The organism is Microbispora sp. NPDC049633, assembly GCF_040675265.1.
Taxonomy (GTDB): Bacteria; Actinomycetota; Actinomycetes; order Streptosporangiales; family Streptosporangiaceae; genus Microbispora; species Microbispora maris.
Map to the genome: position 1 here is coordinate 1 of NZ_JBFAOO010000175.1, position 15,370 is coordinate 15,370.

At 71.2% G+C, this 15,370-nt stretch carries 16 protein-coding genes; 7 read left to right on the top strand and 9 right to left on the bottom strand.

What is annotated here, in order from left to right:
* Positions 1 to 209: 209 nt before the first annotated feature.
* From speB to AB0J39_RS31165, 7 genes are all read right to left on the bottom strand, one after another.
* Positions 210 to 1,223 carry an agmatinase gene (speB, locus tag AB0J39_RS31135; protein ID WP_363471294.1) on the bottom strand — a complete coding sequence of 338 codons (1,014 nt, stop codon included), beginning with the start codon at positions 1,221 to 1,223 and terminating at the stop codon, positions 210 to 212.
* Between the two features lie 35 nt (positions 1,224 to 1,258).
* Positions 1,259 to 2,908, bottom strand: coding sequence for a PH domain-containing protein (locus AB0J39_RS31140; RefSeq protein ID WP_363471296.1), 1,650 nt, complete (start codon positions 2,906 to 2,908; stop codon positions 1,259 to 1,261).
* Positions 2,905 to 3,405 carry a PH domain-containing protein gene (locus tag AB0J39_RS31145; RefSeq protein WP_363471298.1) on the bottom strand — a complete coding sequence of 167 codons (501 nt, stop codon included), beginning with the start codon at positions 3,403 to 3,405 and terminating at the stop codon, positions 2,905 to 2,907. The genes AB0J39_RS31140 and AB0J39_RS31145 overlap by 4 nt, the downstream gene beginning before the upstream one ends.
* Positions 3,406 to 3,500: 95 nt before the next feature.
* A complete protein-coding gene (locus tag AB0J39_RS31150; protein WP_363471300.1) occupies positions 3,501 to 4,340 on the bottom strand; it encodes an LLM class flavin-dependent oxidoreductase in 840 nt (279 codons plus the stop codon).
* A gap of 206 nt (positions 4,341 to 4,546) precedes the next feature.
* Positions 4,547 to 4,672 carry a hypothetical protein gene (locus AB0J39_RS31155; protein ID WP_259401520.1) on the bottom strand — a complete coding sequence of 42 codons (126 nt, stop codon included), beginning with the start codon at positions 4,670 to 4,672 and terminating at the stop codon, positions 4,547 to 4,549.
* A 134-nt stretch (positions 4,673 to 4,806) separates the two neighbouring features.
* Entirely contained in the window at positions 4,807 to 6,246 is a 1,440-nt protein-coding gene (locus AB0J39_RS31160; protein ID WP_363471302.1) for an MFS transporter, read from the bottom strand.
* A 105-nt stretch (positions 6,247 to 6,351) separates the two neighbouring features.
* Positions 6,352 to 6,795, bottom strand: coding sequence for an ATP-binding protein (locus AB0J39_RS31165; RefSeq protein WP_363471304.1), 444 nt, complete (start codon positions 6,793 to 6,795; stop codon positions 6,352 to 6,354).
* A gap of 151 nt (positions 6,796 to 6,946) precedes the next feature.
* Between AB0J39_RS31165 and AB0J39_RS31170 the strand changes: the two genes are divergently transcribed.
* From AB0J39_RS31170 to AB0J39_RS31190, 5 genes are all read left to right on the top strand, one after another.
* Entirely contained in the window at positions 6,947 to 7,798 is an 852-nt protein-coding gene (locus tag AB0J39_RS31170; protein ID WP_363471306.1) for a helix-turn-helix transcriptional regulator, read from the top strand.
* Complete coding sequence (locus AB0J39_RS31175; RefSeq protein ID WP_363471308.1) at positions 7,795 to 8,016, top strand: DUF397 domain-containing protein; 222 nt, start codon at positions 7,795 to 7,797, stop codon at positions 8,014 to 8,016. Before AB0J39_RS31170 ends, AB0J39_RS31175 begins: the two co-directional genes overlap by 4 nt.
* Before the next feature lie 141 nt (positions 8,017 to 8,157).
* Positions 8,158 to 8,304 (top strand): hypothetical protein, encoded by a 147-nt coding sequence (locus tag AB0J39_RS31180; protein ID WP_363471310.1) that lies wholly within the window; start codon positions 8,158 to 8,160, stop codon positions 8,302 to 8,304.
* Between the two features lie 11 nt (positions 8,305 to 8,315).
* A complete protein-coding gene (locus AB0J39_RS31185) occupies positions 8,316 to 8,543 on the top strand; it encodes a DUF6158 family protein (RefSeq protein ID WP_363471312.1) in 228 nt (75 codons plus the stop codon).
* A complete protein-coding gene (locus AB0J39_RS31190; protein WP_363471314.1) occupies positions 8,536 to 8,781 on the top strand; it encodes a hypothetical protein in 246 nt (81 codons plus the stop codon). The genes AB0J39_RS31185 and AB0J39_RS31190 overlap by 8 nt, the downstream gene beginning before the upstream one ends.
* Positions 8,782 to 9,277: 496 nt before the next feature.
* Here AB0J39_RS31190 and AB0J39_RS31195 read toward each other — a convergent pair whose 3' ends face one another.
* A complete protein-coding gene (locus AB0J39_RS31195; RefSeq protein ID WP_363471316.1) occupies positions 9,278 to 9,649 on the bottom strand; it encodes a hypothetical protein in 372 nt (123 codons plus the stop codon).
* Between the two features lie 129 nt (positions 9,650 to 9,778).
* On the opposite strand from AB0J39_RS31195, the gene AB0J39_RS31200 reads away from it, so the two are divergent.
* Positions 9,779 to 10,771, top strand: coding sequence for a LacI family DNA-binding transcriptional regulator (locus AB0J39_RS31200; protein WP_346231117.1), 993 nt, complete (start codon positions 9,779 to 9,781; stop codon positions 10,769 to 10,771).
* 69 nt (positions 10,772 to 10,840) lie between these two features.
* On the opposite strand, the gene AB0J39_RS31205 is transcribed toward AB0J39_RS31200, so the two are convergent.
* Entirely contained in the window at positions 10,841 to 13,693 is a 2,853-nt protein-coding gene (locus AB0J39_RS31205; protein WP_363471318.1) for a discoidin domain-containing protein, read from the bottom strand.
* Positions 13,694 to 13,973: 280 nt separating this feature from the next.
* Here AB0J39_RS31205 and AB0J39_RS31210 point away from each other — a divergent pair, with 280 nt between their 5' ends.
* Positions 13,974 to 14,999, top strand: a complete 1,026-nt coding sequence (locus AB0J39_RS31210) for a LacI family DNA-binding transcriptional regulator (protein WP_363471320.1) — start codon at positions 13,974 to 13,976, stop codon at positions 14,997 to 14,999.
* Positions 15,000 to 15,370 lie beyond the last annotated feature (371 nt).

Genomic DNA, 15,370 nt, shown 5'->3' on the forward strand with positions numbered 1-15,370 from the left:
CGGTGGAGGGCGCTGTCGCCTGCGCCGCCGTCGTCCCTGCCGGGCCCGCGCCGCGGCCGTCCACCGCGCAGCCGGTCAGGAGCGCCGGGAGCACGGCGGCGACGGCCAGGACGGCGGCGGTTCTCGATCGCGTCATCCGACCATGCCTACCAGATCGGCTCCCGGCCATGGACGGAAATGTCCGGCACGCGCCGGTTTTCCGAGGCGGGTCAGCGGCCGTCGAGGAGGGGCTGCTTCGGGTCCCACCGGGTGCCTTCCGCGGCGTCCCTGCGGCGGCGGGCGATCGCCGACAGCGCCTCCAGGACGACCCGGTTGCCGAGATACGCCGTGATGTCCGCGTGGTCGTACGGCGGGGCCACCTCGACGATCTCCAGGCCGACGACGGGCAGCTCGTAACAGGTGCGGCGGACGGCGTCGAGGAGCTGGCGGGCCGACAGGCCGCCCGGCTCGGGCGTGCCGGTGCCCGGCGCGTGGCCCGGGTCGCAGACGTCCACGTCCACCGACAGGTAGACCCCGTCGCAGTCGTCGAGCGCGATCGCGTACGCCTCGGTGAGGCACTCGTCGAGGCCCCTGGCGACGATCTCGGTCATCTCGTACGACCGCATGCGCTGCCCGGCCATCCAGTCGAGGATGTCCGGCCCCGGCCAGTAGCCGCGCAGGCCGACCTGCAGGAAACGGTCGCCCCGGATGGCGCCCGACTCGATGAGCCGCCGCATCGGCTGCCCGTGGCCGTGCAGGTGGCCGAACTCGATGTCGCCCGTGTCGGCGTGCGCGTCGAAGTGGATCATCGAGACCCGGCCGAAGCCGTGGTGACGGGCCACGCCGGTCGCGTCGGGCAGGGCGATCGTGTGGTCGCCGCCGAGGACGACGGGGATCGCCCCGGAGGCCGCGATCGCGGCGACCGCGTCCTCGATCGCGCGCAGGCTGCCCTCGATGTCCCCGGCGTAGGTCTCCACGTCACCGGCGTCCAGCACCCGCAGGTCCTTGAGGGCGTCCACCCGGAGCGCGAGGCTCGGGCGGGAACCGTCGTGGGGGAGATAGCAGGTCTGGCGGATGGCGTTCGGGCCGAAGCGCGCACCCGGGCGGTGGGAGGTGCCGCCGTCGAACGGCGCGCCCAGGATGACGACGTCGGCGTCCGCGTAGCCGGCGGGGTCGTCGAGGTCGCACCGCTCGACGCCGAGGAACGTGATGTCGGGGCCGAACATCTGGCCGTAGCGGGACAATCCAACTCCTGACGAACAACCGGTCTTATCGGGCATCACATGCTATTAGCTGACAAGGTGGACACGGTGCGGGCCTCGACGAGGAACGGGTCGAGAAGGCCCGGGCTGCCCGCGGCGGCGAGGCGCAGCGCCTCGGCGAGGTCCACGTCGCGCACCTGGTAGCCCTGCTTGCCCGCCGCGGTGGTCGCCGTCAGCGTCGCCAGGCGGGCCCGGCGCTGGAAGAACGACCGCTCGATGTTCCAGCCGATGACGCCGTCGCACTCCAGCACCACGCGGCGGCGCACGATCGAGCCCCAGCGGGTGACCAGGTAGCCGGATGTCAGCGCGTGGCCCAGCGAGCGGTAGCGGTCGGCGGCCAGCAGGGCCGTCAGCGGCAGCAGGGCGGCGACGGTGAGCCACGTCCACGAGGGCAGCCCGGCCCACCACCACAGCGCGAGCAGCGCGGCCAGCGCCAGCGCGTGCACGCCGTACGCGCGGGTGAACCTGCGGCGCAGCGCGGCCGGGCCGTGCGCGGTCAGGCCCGCGGTGACCGGCGAGGCGGCGCCTGAGGCATCGGGGGCGTCCGTGGCATCCGGGGTGCCGGAGGAGACGCGGGGGAGCACGAGCCGGGCCACCGACACGGCCCGCTCACGCGGCGCGGGCGGCAGCAGCATCGACCCGCCGCGCTGGGCGCCCTGTGCCGCGCGCAGGCCGGTGGTCACCGCCGCCAGGCGGGCCCCGCGTACGGCGCGCAGCAGCAGCGGCTCGCCGACCTCGACGCCGCGCAGCCGCCGTTCCTCGATGGTGGTGGCGCGCGTGGTCAGCAGCCCCCGGGTCACGTGCAGGGTGCCCTCGGCGTGCCGGGTCAGCCGGAAGTTGCCGAAGGCCAGCACGTAGCCGAGCGTGGAGGCGACGCTCACGAACACGACCAGCACGAGCACCACCGTCGCGATCTCCAGCGGGAGCGACAGCGCGCTGAACCACTGCCAGGTGTCCCGGACGGGCCCGACCCGGCCGAGGTCGACGTTGCCCTCCGAGACCAGGCGGGACACGAAGCCGGCGACGACGCCCACAGTGACGAGCCCGGACATCGTGAACGGGCCGAACCTCACCCACTCGGGACGCATCCGCGCGAGCTCGGTCTCCGCCGCCGGCGTGCTCCCGGCGGGAGGCGTCACGGTGACCGCCGTGGGGGACGCCGTGGGGGACGCCGTGGACACGGTGGAGGCGGCGCTGGAGGAGGTGGCGGGAGAGCGGTGCAGCAGTTCCACGCGCAGGCGGGCGGCCTCGGCGGCGGTCAGCGCGTCGAGCTTGAGCCGGCCCTCGTGCCTGCGCTCCGACGTGCCCGTCCCCACCTCCACCCGGGCCAGGCCGAGCACGCGGTGCAGCACGTGGGAGGTGACGTCCACCGTGCGGACCCGGTCGCGGGGCACGGTCAGCACCTTCCGGGTCAGCAGGCCGCGGCGGACCTGCACGTGCTCAGGGGTGACCCGGTAGGTCGTGGTGAACCAGCGCAGCATGCCGAGCACGACCATGAGGCCGACGCCGGCGACGCTCCACAAGTGACCCTTCCCACCGCTGCTCGACCCCGCGACCAGCAGGCCGACCAGCGCCGGGGCGGCCCGTACGACCTCCTGGAAGGGATGGACCACCAGCATGCGCGGGCTCAGCCGGCGCCAGACCGTCTCGACCACGGGGTCGATCATGTGGCGTCACCCGCCGTGGCCTGCGCGGCGGCCGTGAGGTCGGCGACCAGGCGCTGGGCGGTGTCCCGGTCGAGGCCGCCGACCTTGATCGGGCCGGCGGCGGAGGCGGTCGTGACGGTGACGTTGGCCAGGCGGAAGAGCTGCTCCAGCGGACCGCGCTCGCTGTCCACGGTCTGGATGCGGGAGACGGGGGCGATGCGCCACTCCTGCTTGAACCAGCCCGACTGCGTGAAGACGGCCGCGGATGTGGCCTCCCAGCGGTGCACCCGGTAGCGCCACTGCGGCATGACCGTGACGTGCGCCGCCGCGACGACGGCGGTGACGACGAGAACGGCCACGTGCGTGGTGACGGACAGGGCGTGCTCGTCGTCCATCACGAGCCAGAAGACCTGGGCCGCGATGACGACGAGCCAGCCGAGGGCGGCCCGGGCGGCCCAGTACCAGATGGCGGTACGGCTCACACGATGCTGCGGGGATCGGAGGGTCGGGGTGTCCACGCCCCAACTCTGCCCGATCGCCCGCGTTGCGGCGTAGTGGAGTCGATCCTGTCCTTTCCAGGACGAATGTCATGCCCCCGATGCCGTACGGCGGGTCAGAGGGCGGACAGGAGCTTGTGGACGTGAGAGAGCGGGTCGGCGCCCACCGGGCGGACGGCGACCGTGGTGACGCCCGCCTCCCACAGCGCCCTGACGTGCGCGGACGCCTCCTCCGGCGAGCCCGTCGCCATGGCGACCTCCTCCGGTGGCACCCGCAGGAACGCCGCCTGCTCCTCCGCCGCGGGCCGCATGGCCTCGCGTGCGTCGTCGCCGACGTAGAGGTGGACGAACGTCACCACTTCGTGGTCGCCGGTCGCGCCGATCCGTTCGACACGCGATCGCACCCCCTCCGGGTCGAGTCCCTCGGGGAGGATCGTGCCCTGGGCCACCCGCCCCGACAGGGCCAGCGAGCGCGGGCTCACCACTCCGGCGAGGACGGGCGGCGGCTCGGCCGGCGGGTGGACGAGGCGGACGCCGTCCAGGCGCACCTCGCGTCCGTCCAGGGTGACGGCCTCGCCGCGCAGCAGCGCCCGTACGGACGTGATCGTCTCCTCCAGCAGCGACAGCGGAGACGAGGCGGCGGCGCCCACCTGGCGCATCCACGCCTGCACGCCGTGCCCGATGCCGGCGGCGAGCCGCCCGGGGTGCAGGCGGGCCAGGTTGGCCAGCTCCATCGCCAGCAGCATCGGATTGCGCAGGGGCGCCGGGGTGATGCCGATGCCCACGCGCAGGCGGGAGGTCGAGGCCAGCGCCGTGGCGGCCGAGGAGATCCCGCCCGTCCAGCCGAGGTCCTCCACCACCCATAGATCGGAGACCGCCGTGCCGTCGAGTTCCCCGGCGAACGCCGGGAGCGACTCCGGCGGCAGGTCGCGGTCGAAGACGACTCCAAGCCTCACGGGCGGCCCTCCAGCTCAGGCGAGATCGGCTCTGCGGCCTTCCGAGTATCCAGGACCCGGGAGCGCGCCGCACACGGGGGCCGTCCGGGCATGCCGCGGCGAAGGACGAGGGTGGTGAGGGGGGAGGGCCGGGGCCCTGTCCGGGCCCCGTTCGGGCCCGGCCGGACAGGGCCCGGCCGGATCACGGCGTCACCGCGGCCAGCGGATCACTCGCCCTCGGCGGGGCGGTTGGCCTTCTTCGCCTGCTTCGCCGAGCGGGCTTCCTTGATGGCCGTCCTCTTCGCCTTGCCGGTGGACTTCACCGGCTTCTTCTTCTGAGCGTCGTCAGCCATGATTCCCCCGGATGTACGAGGATGCGCCTTATGTGCGCATCTGTGGGGGTTGATACCCAAGAGGGCGATGTGGCACCCGAGTAAGAACGGCCCGCACCACGGTGGTGATGCGGGCCGTGCCGGAGGGCGAGAGGTCAGACCATCTGGTGCTGCTCGGAGCTGAGCGGGGCGGCGATGTCCTCCAGCGAGCGCCGGGCCGCCTCCACGCCCATGAACCACTGCACCAGTCCGGCCGCCATCATCAGGATCGCGCCGATGATGTAGCCGACCACGACGTTGCCGACGACCCCGCTCTCCACCAGGCGGCCGAACAGCACGGGCCCGATGATGCCGCCGAGCCCGGTGCCGACCGCGTAGAACAGCGCGATCGCCAGGGCCCTGGTCTCCATCGGGAAGATCTCCGAGACCGTCAGGTAGGCGCTGCTCGCCCCCGCCGAGGCGAAGAAGAACACCACCATCCAGCAGGCCGTCAGGGTCACCGGGGTCAGCACGTGCGCGTTGAACAGCGCGGCGGTGCCCAGCAGGAGCAGGCCCGACAGCACGTAGGTGCCCGCGATCATCGTCCGGCGGCCGATCGTGTCGAAGAACCGGCCGAGCAGGACCGGGCCGAGGAAGTTCCCGATGGCGATCGGGATGAGATACCACGGCGTGGTGCCGTCCGGCACCTTGAAGAACGTCGACAGCACCAGCGCGTACGTGAAGAAGATCGAGTTGTACAGGAACGCCTGGCCGACGAACAGCGACAGGCCGACGGTCGTGCGCTTGGGGTAGCGGCGCAGCAGTGTCGCCGCCACCTCCGTCAGCGGGGTGCGCTCCCGCTGGGTGATCCTGATCTCCCCGCGAGCCGGTTCGAGCGTCTTGCCGCTCACCTCACGGACATGCCTTTCGATCTCCGAGACGATCTCCTCGGCCTCGCGTTCGCGGCCGTGGATGAACAGCCAGCGTGGGCTCTCCGGCACCGTACGGCGGACCAGCAGGATCCCCACGCCGAGGACGGCGCCCATACCGAACAGCAGGCGCCAGCCGAGATCGGCCGACAGCAGGCCGGTGTCGAGGGCCGGGATCGCGATGAGCGCGCCGAGCGCGGTGCCCAGCCAGAAGGAGCCGTTCACCACCAGGTCGACCGTGCCGCGTACGCGGGCGGGGATGAGTTCGTCGATCGCCGAGTTGATCGCGGCGTACTCGCCCCCGATGCCGGCGCCGGTGAAGAACCGGCACAGGTAGAAGTACCAGGCGTCGTGCGAGAAGGCCGTGGCCACGGTGGCGGCCAGGTAGAGGGCGAGGGTCAACAGGAAGAGCTTCTTGCGCCCGAACCGGTCCGTCAGGTGGCCGAAGAAGAGAGCGCCGAGGCAGGCTCCCGCGACGTACACGCCGGCGGCGATCCCGACCTCGCTGTCGGTGAGTCCCAGCCCGCTGTCCGGGTCCGTGATCCGGGGCCCGATGACCCCGACGATGGTCACTTCGAGCCCGTCGAGGATCCAGACGGTGCCAAGCCCGATGAGCACGAGCCAGTGCCAGCGGGCCCAGGGGAGCCGATCCAGCCGCGCGGGAATGTCGGTGCTTATTTGCGCCATATCGTCCCCTTCTTCGGAAGATATGGCGCCCGTCTACCCCGTATCGGGCCAGAAATTCGTTCTGCTTCTCACGGTGTCCCGGCGATGGGCGGTGCGGACCGGAGTTCAGGCCGTCCTCGTGCCCTCGCTCTCCACGCCCCTGGGGGGCGGCACGGCGGTGTCGTTCCCGAGCTCGAACCACACGCAGACCCCGGTGCGGCTGGCCGACACGCCCCAGCGCCGGGTGAACAGGTCCACGAGATGGACGCCGCGGCCCGGCGTCAGCTCGGGGGACGTCCAGCACCCGCAGCCCTGGGTGGACAACGTGACGCGGGCCGCGGCGGGCGCGACCAGGACGGACACGCCGTACCCCGGAGGGCGCCCGCAGGAGACGGCGTGCCGCAGGGACTCGGCGACCAGCTCGCCGATCAGTTGCACGGCGTCGTCACGGCAGGGGTGGCCGTCACCGAGACGGCTCGCCACGAACCGCCGGGCGGCCCGCACCTGGGAGGGGTCTCCCGAGAAGGGACGTGAGATCGCGATTCTCCCCGAGAGGTTGAGAATTGTCATCCCGTGATAACTCCCTGTGCACCCGTCTGCGGATGGCGATTCGAGGTCCGTGCAAGACTTCGTTCATCCTGCACTTTGCAAAACGGCTACGCAATATGGCGAATGCACGATTGCATAGTTTCCTTTTGCGGCGAAAGGGAGAGTTCGGCTCATGAGGGGAGTAGGCGGCCCTACGGTCCGGCTCCGCCGGCTTTCCGGCGAGCTGACGCGCCTGCGGCGTGAATCCGGGTTCGTCCGCGAGGAGGTCGCGCGGCGGCTCGGCGTGGCGGTCTCCACCGTGTACCGGATCGAGTCCGGCCACACCCGCCCGCACACCCGGACCATCCGCGACCTGCTCGATCTCTACGGCGTCGAGGGCTCCGCGCGGGAGGCGCTGATCGCGCTGGCCAGGGACGCCGGCCGGCGCGGATGGTGGCGCGCCTACGACGACGTCCTGCCCGGGCCGTACGTCGGCATGGAGGCCGAGGCGTCCTCGGTGCGCAACTACGAGCCGCTGCTGGTGCCCGGGCTGCTGCAGACCGAGGACTACGCCCGCGCGGTCATCGGCGCCGCCCTCGTCAAGGACCCGGCGGAGATCGAGCGGCGCGCGGCGGCCCGGATGGAGCGCCAGCGGCGCCTGACCGGGCCCGACGCCATGGAGCTGTGGGCCGTCCTCGACGAGGCGGCGCTGCGCCGGCCGGTGGGTGGCCCGCCCGTGATGGCCGAGCAACTGCGCACGCTGCAGGACACGGCCCTCCGGCCGAACGTCACCGTGCAGGTGCTGCCCTTCGACGCGGGCGCCTACCTCGGCATGGGCAACTCGCTGGCGATCCTGGCCTTCCCCGATCCCGGCGACGCCGACGTCGTGCTGCTGGAGAACATGAGCGGTGAACTCTACCTGGAGGATCCGACGGAGATCCGGGAGTACGTCCAGGTCTTCGATCATCTTCGTGCCGCCGCGCTCGGCCCGGAGAAGTCCATGGAAGTGATCAATTCGGTCGAGAAGGAGATGGCAGGACGATGAGGGGACTCGTACCGGCGGACGACCTGGCCTGCGCGGTCTGGCGCAAGGCGGAGCGCTCGAACACCGTCGGCAACCAGTGCGTGGAGGTGGCGCGTCTGCGCGACGGCGTCGCCGTACGCGATTCCAAGGATCCCCAGGGATCGCGGCTGATGTTCACCCCCGGCGAGTGGGAGGCGTTCATCGAGGGAGTGAAGGGCGGCGAGTTCGACCTGTCCTGAGACCTTCCTCCCCGTACGGCCCGCCCCTCGTCGCGCACCTGTCGCGCGGGGCGGGCCGTACGGCGTTCCGGGGACGCTGCGGGGACGGTCCGGTGCGGCCGGACCGGTATGGCGGGCGCTTCATCGGGCAGGAGACCTGGCATGGAAAAGGAAGACGACCGATACATCGATACCGAGGACGAGCCGGACATCGCCGGAGAGTTCACCCCGTCCGCCACTGACCCGCCCAACGCGGAGCCCGACGACAAGAACCCGGACGAACGCTGGGACAAGCCGACAGAGGTATGAAGGAGGACGTCATGACCATGGGAGTCGACCCGCGGGACCTGGGCGACGAGGACCTGATCCGCGAGTTGCGCCACCTGCACGAGACCCGGTCGGAGACGCTCTTCCACGGGTCGGACGACGCGCTGGAGCGCCACACCTCGCGGACGCAGGAGCTGGAGGGCGAGTACCTCGCACGCTACCCGGACCGGCAGGTCGATCCGGAGCGGCTGCGTGAGGGGGCGAGACAGCGGAGTGCCTGACGAGAAGAGCCTGGAAGACGCCCAGGAGATGACGACGGCGGAGCTGGCGGTCTACGAGGCCGCCGCCGCCCTGAACGTGAAGGAACAACCGGCGACCGCTGCCGAGGTCGCCGGGATGACCGGGCTCCCCGAGGACACCGTACGGCGCTGCCTCGACAGCCTCGCCGAAGGCGGCAGGCTACGACCCGAGGACGGCGCCTACCTCCTCGGCGACCACGACTGGGGGCTCGAATACTGAGCGGTCGGAGCGATCCCTCGTGGTCGCGCGCGGCCGGCTGGCCGCGTTTCACGGCCAGTGGATTTCGCTGGACTCCGCGCGAAGCATCCCATTCGCTGCGCGGCCGGGATGCACGCGAAGCGGGCGGGTGCTCTGGCCCCGGAGCGCTGGGATCTACGAAGAGCGTTCAGAAGCGAGCGGGTGTGGCCTGCGGCTGGTCGCCCGGTATCCCCGGGGGTATGCGCTCAAAGCGGGCGGGTGCTCCGGCCGGCCGTGATAGTCGCGGTCCGGTGAGCCTCGGGAGCGGCCATCGCGGGCGCGGTGGTACAGGGCACGGTCTTACGCCGGCCTCCGCACCCGCCCGCCCCGGCGCCTGTCGGTAGGCCTTGAGGAGGCCCCGGCCGGACCACGGCGGCACGGGCGGGGGACGGTGGTGCGCCACACCGTCCGCTTCGCCCGGGGGCACCGGGCCCGGCCGGGAGTCTGCGATCGCCCACATCGAAGGCGGTGGCCCCGGTCAGGAGCAGGCGGAGGCGAGCTGCTGCGACGCCTGCTGGGCCTTCTGGCCGAACTCGACGAGCTTGGTCGCGGCGTTCGGGTCCGACAGGTCGAGCTTGAAGGAGCCCCACGAGTCGGCCATGCCGGCGAGGGCCACCTTGAGGTCGCCGTCGGCCTTGCCGGACAGGTCCTTGAACTGCGTGGCCAGTTTGCCGGTCGCGGTGTTGAAACCGTCGACGTCGGCGGCCGCACTGGCGACCTTGGAGCTGTAGCCGGTGAGCGCCTCGACGGCCTCCTTGCAGACCGTGGCCTTGCCGCTGCCGCAGGCGGCGGTCAGGCCGAGAAGGGCGGACACCGCGACGACGGCGAGGCTGTTCCTGAGGATGTTCATGATGCCTTCCTGAGTGATCTCTGACGCGTCAGACACTAGGAATCGCCTCTTTCACCGGGCTTTCAGGCCGCTTGCACCCGTGCGGCTGATCATCGTTGGCCGGTTGCTCCGCGTCGTATGCTTGCGGCCATGACGCGACGGCTTGCGGAGGTTGCGAAGAAGGTCGGGGTCAGCGAGGCCACGGTGAGTCGCGTCCTCAACGGCAAGGCCGGGGTCTCCGAGGCCACTCGGGAGGCCGTTCTCACGGCTCTCGACGTGCTCGGTTACGAGCGGCCCACGCAGCTGCGCGGTGAGCGCGCCCGGCTGGTCGGGCTCGTCCTGCCCGAGCTGCAAAACCCCATCTTCCCGGCGTTCGCCGAGGTCGTCGGCGGGGCGCTGGCCCAGCAGGGCTTCACTCCCGTGCTGTGCACGCGCACGGTCGGCGGGATCTCCGAGGCCGACTACGTGGACCTGCTGTTGCAGCAGCAGGTGTCCGGCGTGGTGTTCGCCGGGGGCCTCTACACCCAGACCGGCGTCGTCCACGAGCACTACGTGCGACTGGTCGAGCGGCGGCTGCCCACTGTGCTGGTCAACGCGGCCGCTGATCACTGGGACTTCCCACGTGTCTCGTGCGACGACACGATCGCGGTGGAGCAGGCGCTCGGCCACCTGCGCGCGCTCGGTCACCAGCGGATCGGCCTCGTCGTCGGTCCCGCCGACCACATGCCGTCCGTACGGAAGCTGGAGGCGTTCCGCGCGGCGGGCGGTGAGCTGGTCGAGCACACCATGCACTCGCTGGAGGGCGGCCACGCGGCGGCGCTGAAGCTGGTGCGGCAGGACGTCACCGGCATCATCTGCGGCAGCGACCCGCTGGCCCTCGGGGCCATCCGCGCGGCGCGGCGGGCCGGTCGCCGGGTGCCGCAGGACGTGTCCGTCGTCGGGTACGACGACTCCGCGCTCATGACCTGCGTGGACCCGCCGCTGACGACGGTGCGCCAGCCGATCGAGGCGATGGGCAGGGCCGCGGTGGAGCTGCTGGTCAGCCAGATCGAGGGTGCCGCCGTCGCGACGGGCGAGCTGTTGTTCGAGCCGGAGCTGGTCGTGCGTTCCTCCACCGGACGTGTCGGCGTCCCCGTCACCTGAGCACGTCATGCTGTGTGCGGAGCCCGGAGGAGGAGGCGTCCACTCCTCCTCCGGGCGTCCTGTTCCGGGTTACGAGGCGTACGCCTCGAACTCGGAGATCTGCGCGGCCGGCCAGCCGGTGTTACCGGTGACGTTCAGCCGTAGGTAGCGCCGGGCGCCGGCGGGCACGGTGACCGTGACCGTGTTGCCGGTGGCCGGGTTGAACGTGCGGCCCGCCGAGGCGGACAAGGTGGAGTAGTTCGTGCCGTCCACGCTGCCGAGGATCGCCAGTGTCTGGGTGCGGGTGGCCCATGCGGCGCTCGGCGGCAGCTTGAGCACCACCCTGCCGACCGTGACGGGCGCGCCGAGATCGACGGTCAGGGTCTGGGGGAAGGCGTTGCCGGCCGACTCCCAGTAGGTCGAGGCGTTTCCGTCGGCGGCGTTGCCCGCGACGTACACGTCGGCGTGACTGGTCGCACTGATCGCCTTGCCGGCGGCGAGGTTCCCCGTGGGCAGCGGCCCGGGGGAAGCACTGGGGGAAGCACTGGGGGAAGCACTGGGCGATGGGCTCGGGGTGCCTGCGGCGCCGTACACCTCGAAGGCCGACAACTGCCCGGCGGGCCAGCCGGTGTTGCCGGTGACCGTCACCCGGACATGACGGACGTCGGCGCTGGTGAGCGGGATGGTCACCGTGTTGCCGGTGGCGGGGTCGAACGTGCGGCCCGCCGAGGCGGACAGGGTGGAGTAGTTCGCGCCGTCCACGCTGCCGAGGATCGCCAGTGTCTGGGTGCGGGTGGCCCATGCGGTGCTCGGCGGCAGCTTGAGCACCACGCGCTGGACCGGCGTCACCGCGCACAGGTCCACCGTGATCGACTGCGGGAAGGCGTTGTTCGCCGACTCCCAGTAGGTGCCCGCGTCGCCGTCGACCGCGTTGGCCGCGACGTACGACTGGGTGCTGCTCGTCGCCGTGACCGCCTTGCCCCGGGCGAGGTCGCCGCTGCCGGGAGCGCACGCCGTCGGGCTGGGCGACGGAGAGGGGGAGGTGGAGGGCGAGGCGGACGGCGACGGGCTCGGGCTCGGGCCACCGCCCTCGTAGATGTAGTTCGGCGCGGGCCATTGGCCGGTGCAGACGGTGGAGCTCAGGCTCCAGCCGGAGTTGCCGCTGCCGTACGTGGGGGCGAAGCCGGTGCCGACGCAGTTGTGGATGGCGACACCCGCGCCGATGTGGGCCGCCCTGACGTTGGTGAAGGTCGCCTTCGCCGCCGCCTGCGCCTGGATCATGTACGTCCCGGTGCCGTCGACGTTCACGTTCGAGAAGTTGACGGTCTGGGTGCTGCCCTCGATGAACTGGATGGCCTCGTAGGAGCTGTCGACGATGTCGGTGTCGGTCACGTTGATCGTCGCGTTGACCGGCTCGTTGAGGGCGTCGAACCAGATCGCGCCGACGCCGAAGTTCCAGTTGTAGTCGCTGTTGCCGGCCCGGATGAGCGTGTTGCGGGCGACCGTGATCGTGCCGGCCACCGCGGTGCCCTGGCCGGAGTTCACGCCGGGGTAGCGGTTGGCGACGTGGATGCCGCCGCCGTTGGTGACCGTGTCGCTCACCACGTTGTCGGTGATCTTCATGTCCCGGCCGCCGTACGTGACGATGTTGTTGGCCAGGATCGGCGCCACCACGGTGTTGAACGTGAACGAGTTGTTCACGTTCGCCATCCGGTCGGGCCACATCGCCAGGCCGTCGTCCCCGGTGTTGCGGACGAACGTGTTGGTCACCGTGGAGTTCGTGACGCCGGTGTGGAAGTTCACGCCGTCGGCAGTCTGGTCGAGGATGCGGCTGTTCCTCAACGTGAAGCCGTCCATCGGGCCGTCCATCCAGGCCCCGACCTTGGTGTGCTGGATCCACAGGTTGTCGGCCACCGAGTTGGTCATCGCGCCGCCGATGGCGTTGACCTGGTCGTCGTCCACCCGCTCGGTGATGTCGCCGATGATCGCGAAGTCCCGCAGGGTGACGCCCCGGCTCGGGCCGCCCGCCTCGTGCGGTCTGATCCCGCCGGTGTACCCGCCGCCGCTGACGTACTTGCCGTAGACGCCGACGGCCCGGTTGCGCTGGGTGGGGTGACGGCCGGTGAGAACGCTGTACCACGGCCCGGCCCCGCGCAGCGTCACGCCGTCCACGACCACGTGGTCCCACAGGGTGTAGGTGCCGGACGGGATGTAGACCTCCTTGCCCTGGGCCCGGCCGGCGTCGACGGCGGCCTGGAAGGCGGCGGTGGAGTCGCTCGTGCCGTTGCGGTCGGCGCCGAAGTCGTCGACCGACAGGGATCCGGCGGGCCGGGGGATCGCGTCGGGCACGAGCTCGAAGTCGGCGAGGTCCACGACGAACCAGGGCGCGACCGCGGTGGAGGCCACCTGGATCCTGACCTTGGTGCCCGCCGCGAGCGTGGACCCGAACATCGTCCGGGTCTCGTCGTAGAAGTGGTGCGGCTTGTCGCCGGGCGTGTTCCCGAACGGGTAGCCGCCGTAGAACCAGCCGTACCGGGAGGTGAACTGCAGGTCCTTGAGCTTGGTCCCGTTGATCCTCAGGTCGACCGGTGCCGTGATGCCCGTGCCCGCCGCGTTGTCCGGCACGCTGTAGCGCACGGTCATCGCGTTGGCGGGCTTGGGCAGGGTGAACTCGACGTACTCTCCCGGCGCGTCGAGGCGTACGGCCCGGCGGCCCGAGGCCTCGGACGGCAGGCGGGTGTAGACGCGGTCCGGGCCGATCTGCTCGCCGTTGGTCACGGCGGCCTCGGCCTCGATCTCCGTGAACGGCACGGTCGCGCCTCTCCCCGGCACGGAGAACGGCGACGGTGACGTCGCGGCCGACGACGTGCCGGGGAACGCCACCACGCCGCCCACGGCGATCAGCGCCCCCGCCACCGCGACGGCGGCTCCGGATCTTCTCATGAGGATCCTTTCTGCATGCGAGATCCGGGAGATGCGGCGTGGACGCTGGAACCGCCACACCTCCGAAGAAGGTGAGTGGCCACACGATAAGTTGACAGACATCCTTCTGCAATATTTCGACGAGAAGTCGCAAGATAACCCGCACATTACGTCGCTGCGCCCCTGTGGTCGGCAGAGGCGGAGGACTCTCCCCAGGCCACGGTTCGGGACGAAAGATGCCGACAGGCGGGATGCGCAAGCGGATGAAAACATTTGCGCTCGCTGTCGTATAGTTGCGTCCATGACACGACGGCTTGCGGAAGTAGCCAAGAAGGTGGGCGTGAGCGAGGCGACCGTGAGTCGCGTGCTCAACGGCAAGCCGGGGGTCTCCGACGCCACCAGAGAGGCGGTGCTCACCGCGCTCGACGTGCTGGGATACGAGCGGCCCACCCAGTTGCGCGGGGACCGCGGCCGCCTCGTCGGCCTGGTCCTCCCCGAGCTGCAGAACCCGATCTTCCCGGCGTTCGCCGAGGTCGTGGGAGGCGCGCTGGCGCAGCAGGGGTTCACGTCCGTGCTGTGCACCCGCACGGTGGGCGGCGTCTCCGAGTCCGACTACGTGGACCTGCTCCTCCAGCAGCACGTGTCCGGCATGGTCTTCGCCGGCGGCCTGTACGCCCAGGGGGACGCCTCCCACAGCCACTACCGCAGGGTCCTCGAACGCAAGCTGCCGACCGTGCTCGTCAACGCGGCGGTCGAGTATCTCGGGTTCCCGCAGGTGTCGTGCGACGACGTGGCCGCGGCGGAGATCGCGCTCGCCCACCTCATGGCGCTCGGGCACCGTCACGTCGCGATGCTGCTCGGCCCGCCCGACCACGTGCCGTCCCAGCGCAAGCTCGCCGCCTTCCGCGCGTACGCCGCCGCCAACGGCCTCGAACTGGACCCCGATCACGTCGAGCACACGATGTTCTCGCTGGAAGGCGGGCACGCCGCCGCCACGCGCATGATCGCCAGGGGTGTGACCGGCATCATCTGCGCCAGCGACGTGCTCGCCCTCGGCGCCATCAGGGCGGCGCGCCGTGCGGGACTGTCCGTGCCGGAGGACGTCTCCGTCATCGGCTACGACGACTCCGCCCTGATGAACTGCGTGGATCCGCCCCTGACCACGGTCCGCCAGCCCATCGACGCGATGGGCAGGGCGGCCGTCGAGCTGCTGGTGGCCCAGATCGACGCCGCCGTCGTCCCCGGCGACGAGCTCCTGTTCGAACCCGAACTGGTCGTCCGCGCCTCCACCGCCCCCGCCCCCAACCACAGCCGGGCCGATCGCTAACGGAACCATGAGCGGCCGGTCACTGAAGGAATTCGTGGGCGGCCGGTCATGGACCGGATTCTCGTGGGCGGCGTGTCACCGGCCGGATTTCGTGGGCGGAGTCGGTCACTGCGCCGGAAGGAACCTCCGGTCCTCGCGAAGTCCGCTCCGCTGGACACAACGCTTCGGTCCTCGCTCCCTTCCGCTCCGCTCCCTCCAGTCTGGGTGAACCTGTGCGGACAACGCTGTGACCAGGACTTCCGCCTCGTCGAACTGCGCGCGGAGCGCCGGGGCGGGCGGGTGCGGAGGCCGGCGTAAGACCGTGCCCTGTACCACCGCGCCCGCGATGGCCGCTCCCGAGGCTCACCGGACCGCAACTATCACGGCCGGCC

What these genes read in the sequence shown, in the direction of transcription:
- AB0J39_RS31170 (WP_363471306.1), top strand. Translation starts at nt 6,947, where the DNA reads ATGAGGGGAGTAGGCGGCCCTACGGTCCGGCTCCGCCGGCTTTCCGGC.
- AB0J39_RS31185 (WP_363471312.1), top strand. Translation starts at nt 8,316, where the DNA reads ATGACCATGGGAGTCGACCCGCGGGACCTGGGCGACGAGGACCTGATC.
- AB0J39_RS31140 (WP_363471296.1), bottom strand. Translation starts at nt 2,908, where the DNA reads ATGATCGACCCCGTGGTCGAGACGGTCTGGCGCCGGCTGAGCCCGCGC.
- AB0J39_RS31180 (WP_363471310.1), top strand. Translation starts at nt 8,158, where the DNA reads ATGGAAAAGGAAGACGACCGATACATCGATACCGAGGACGAGCCGGAC.
- AB0J39_RS31210 (WP_363471320.1), top strand. Translation starts at nt 13,974, where the DNA reads ATGACACGACGGCTTGCGGAAGTAGCCAAGAAGGTGGGCGTGAGCGAG.
- AB0J39_RS31165 (WP_363471304.1), bottom strand. Translation starts at nt 6,795, where the DNA reads ATGACAATTCTCAACCTCTCGGGGAGAATCGCGATCTCACGTCCCTTC.
- AB0J39_RS31160 (WP_363471302.1), bottom strand. Translation starts at nt 6,246, where the DNA reads ATGGCGCAAATAAGCACCGACATTCCCGCGCGGCTGGATCGGCTCCCC.
- AB0J39_RS31155 (WP_259401520.1), bottom strand. Translation starts at nt 4,672, where the DNA reads ATGGCTGACGACGCTCAGAAGAAGAAGCCGGTGAAGTCCACCGGCAAG.
- AB0J39_RS31205 (WP_363471318.1), bottom strand. Translation starts at nt 13,693, where the DNA reads ATGAGAAGATCCGGAGCCGCCGTCGCGGTGGCGGGGGCGCTGATCGCC.
- AB0J39_RS31175 (WP_363471308.1), top strand. Translation starts at nt 7,795, where the DNA reads ATGAGGGGACTCGTACCGGCGGACGACCTGGCCTGCGCGGTCTGGCGC.
- AB0J39_RS31195 (WP_363471316.1), bottom strand. Translation starts at nt 9,649, where the DNA reads ATGAACATCCTCAGGAACAGCCTCGCCGTCGTCGCGGTGTCCGCCCTT.
- AB0J39_RS31200 (WP_346231117.1), top strand. Translation starts at nt 9,779, where the DNA reads ATGACGCGACGGCTTGCGGAGGTTGCGAAGAAGGTCGGGGTCAGCGAG.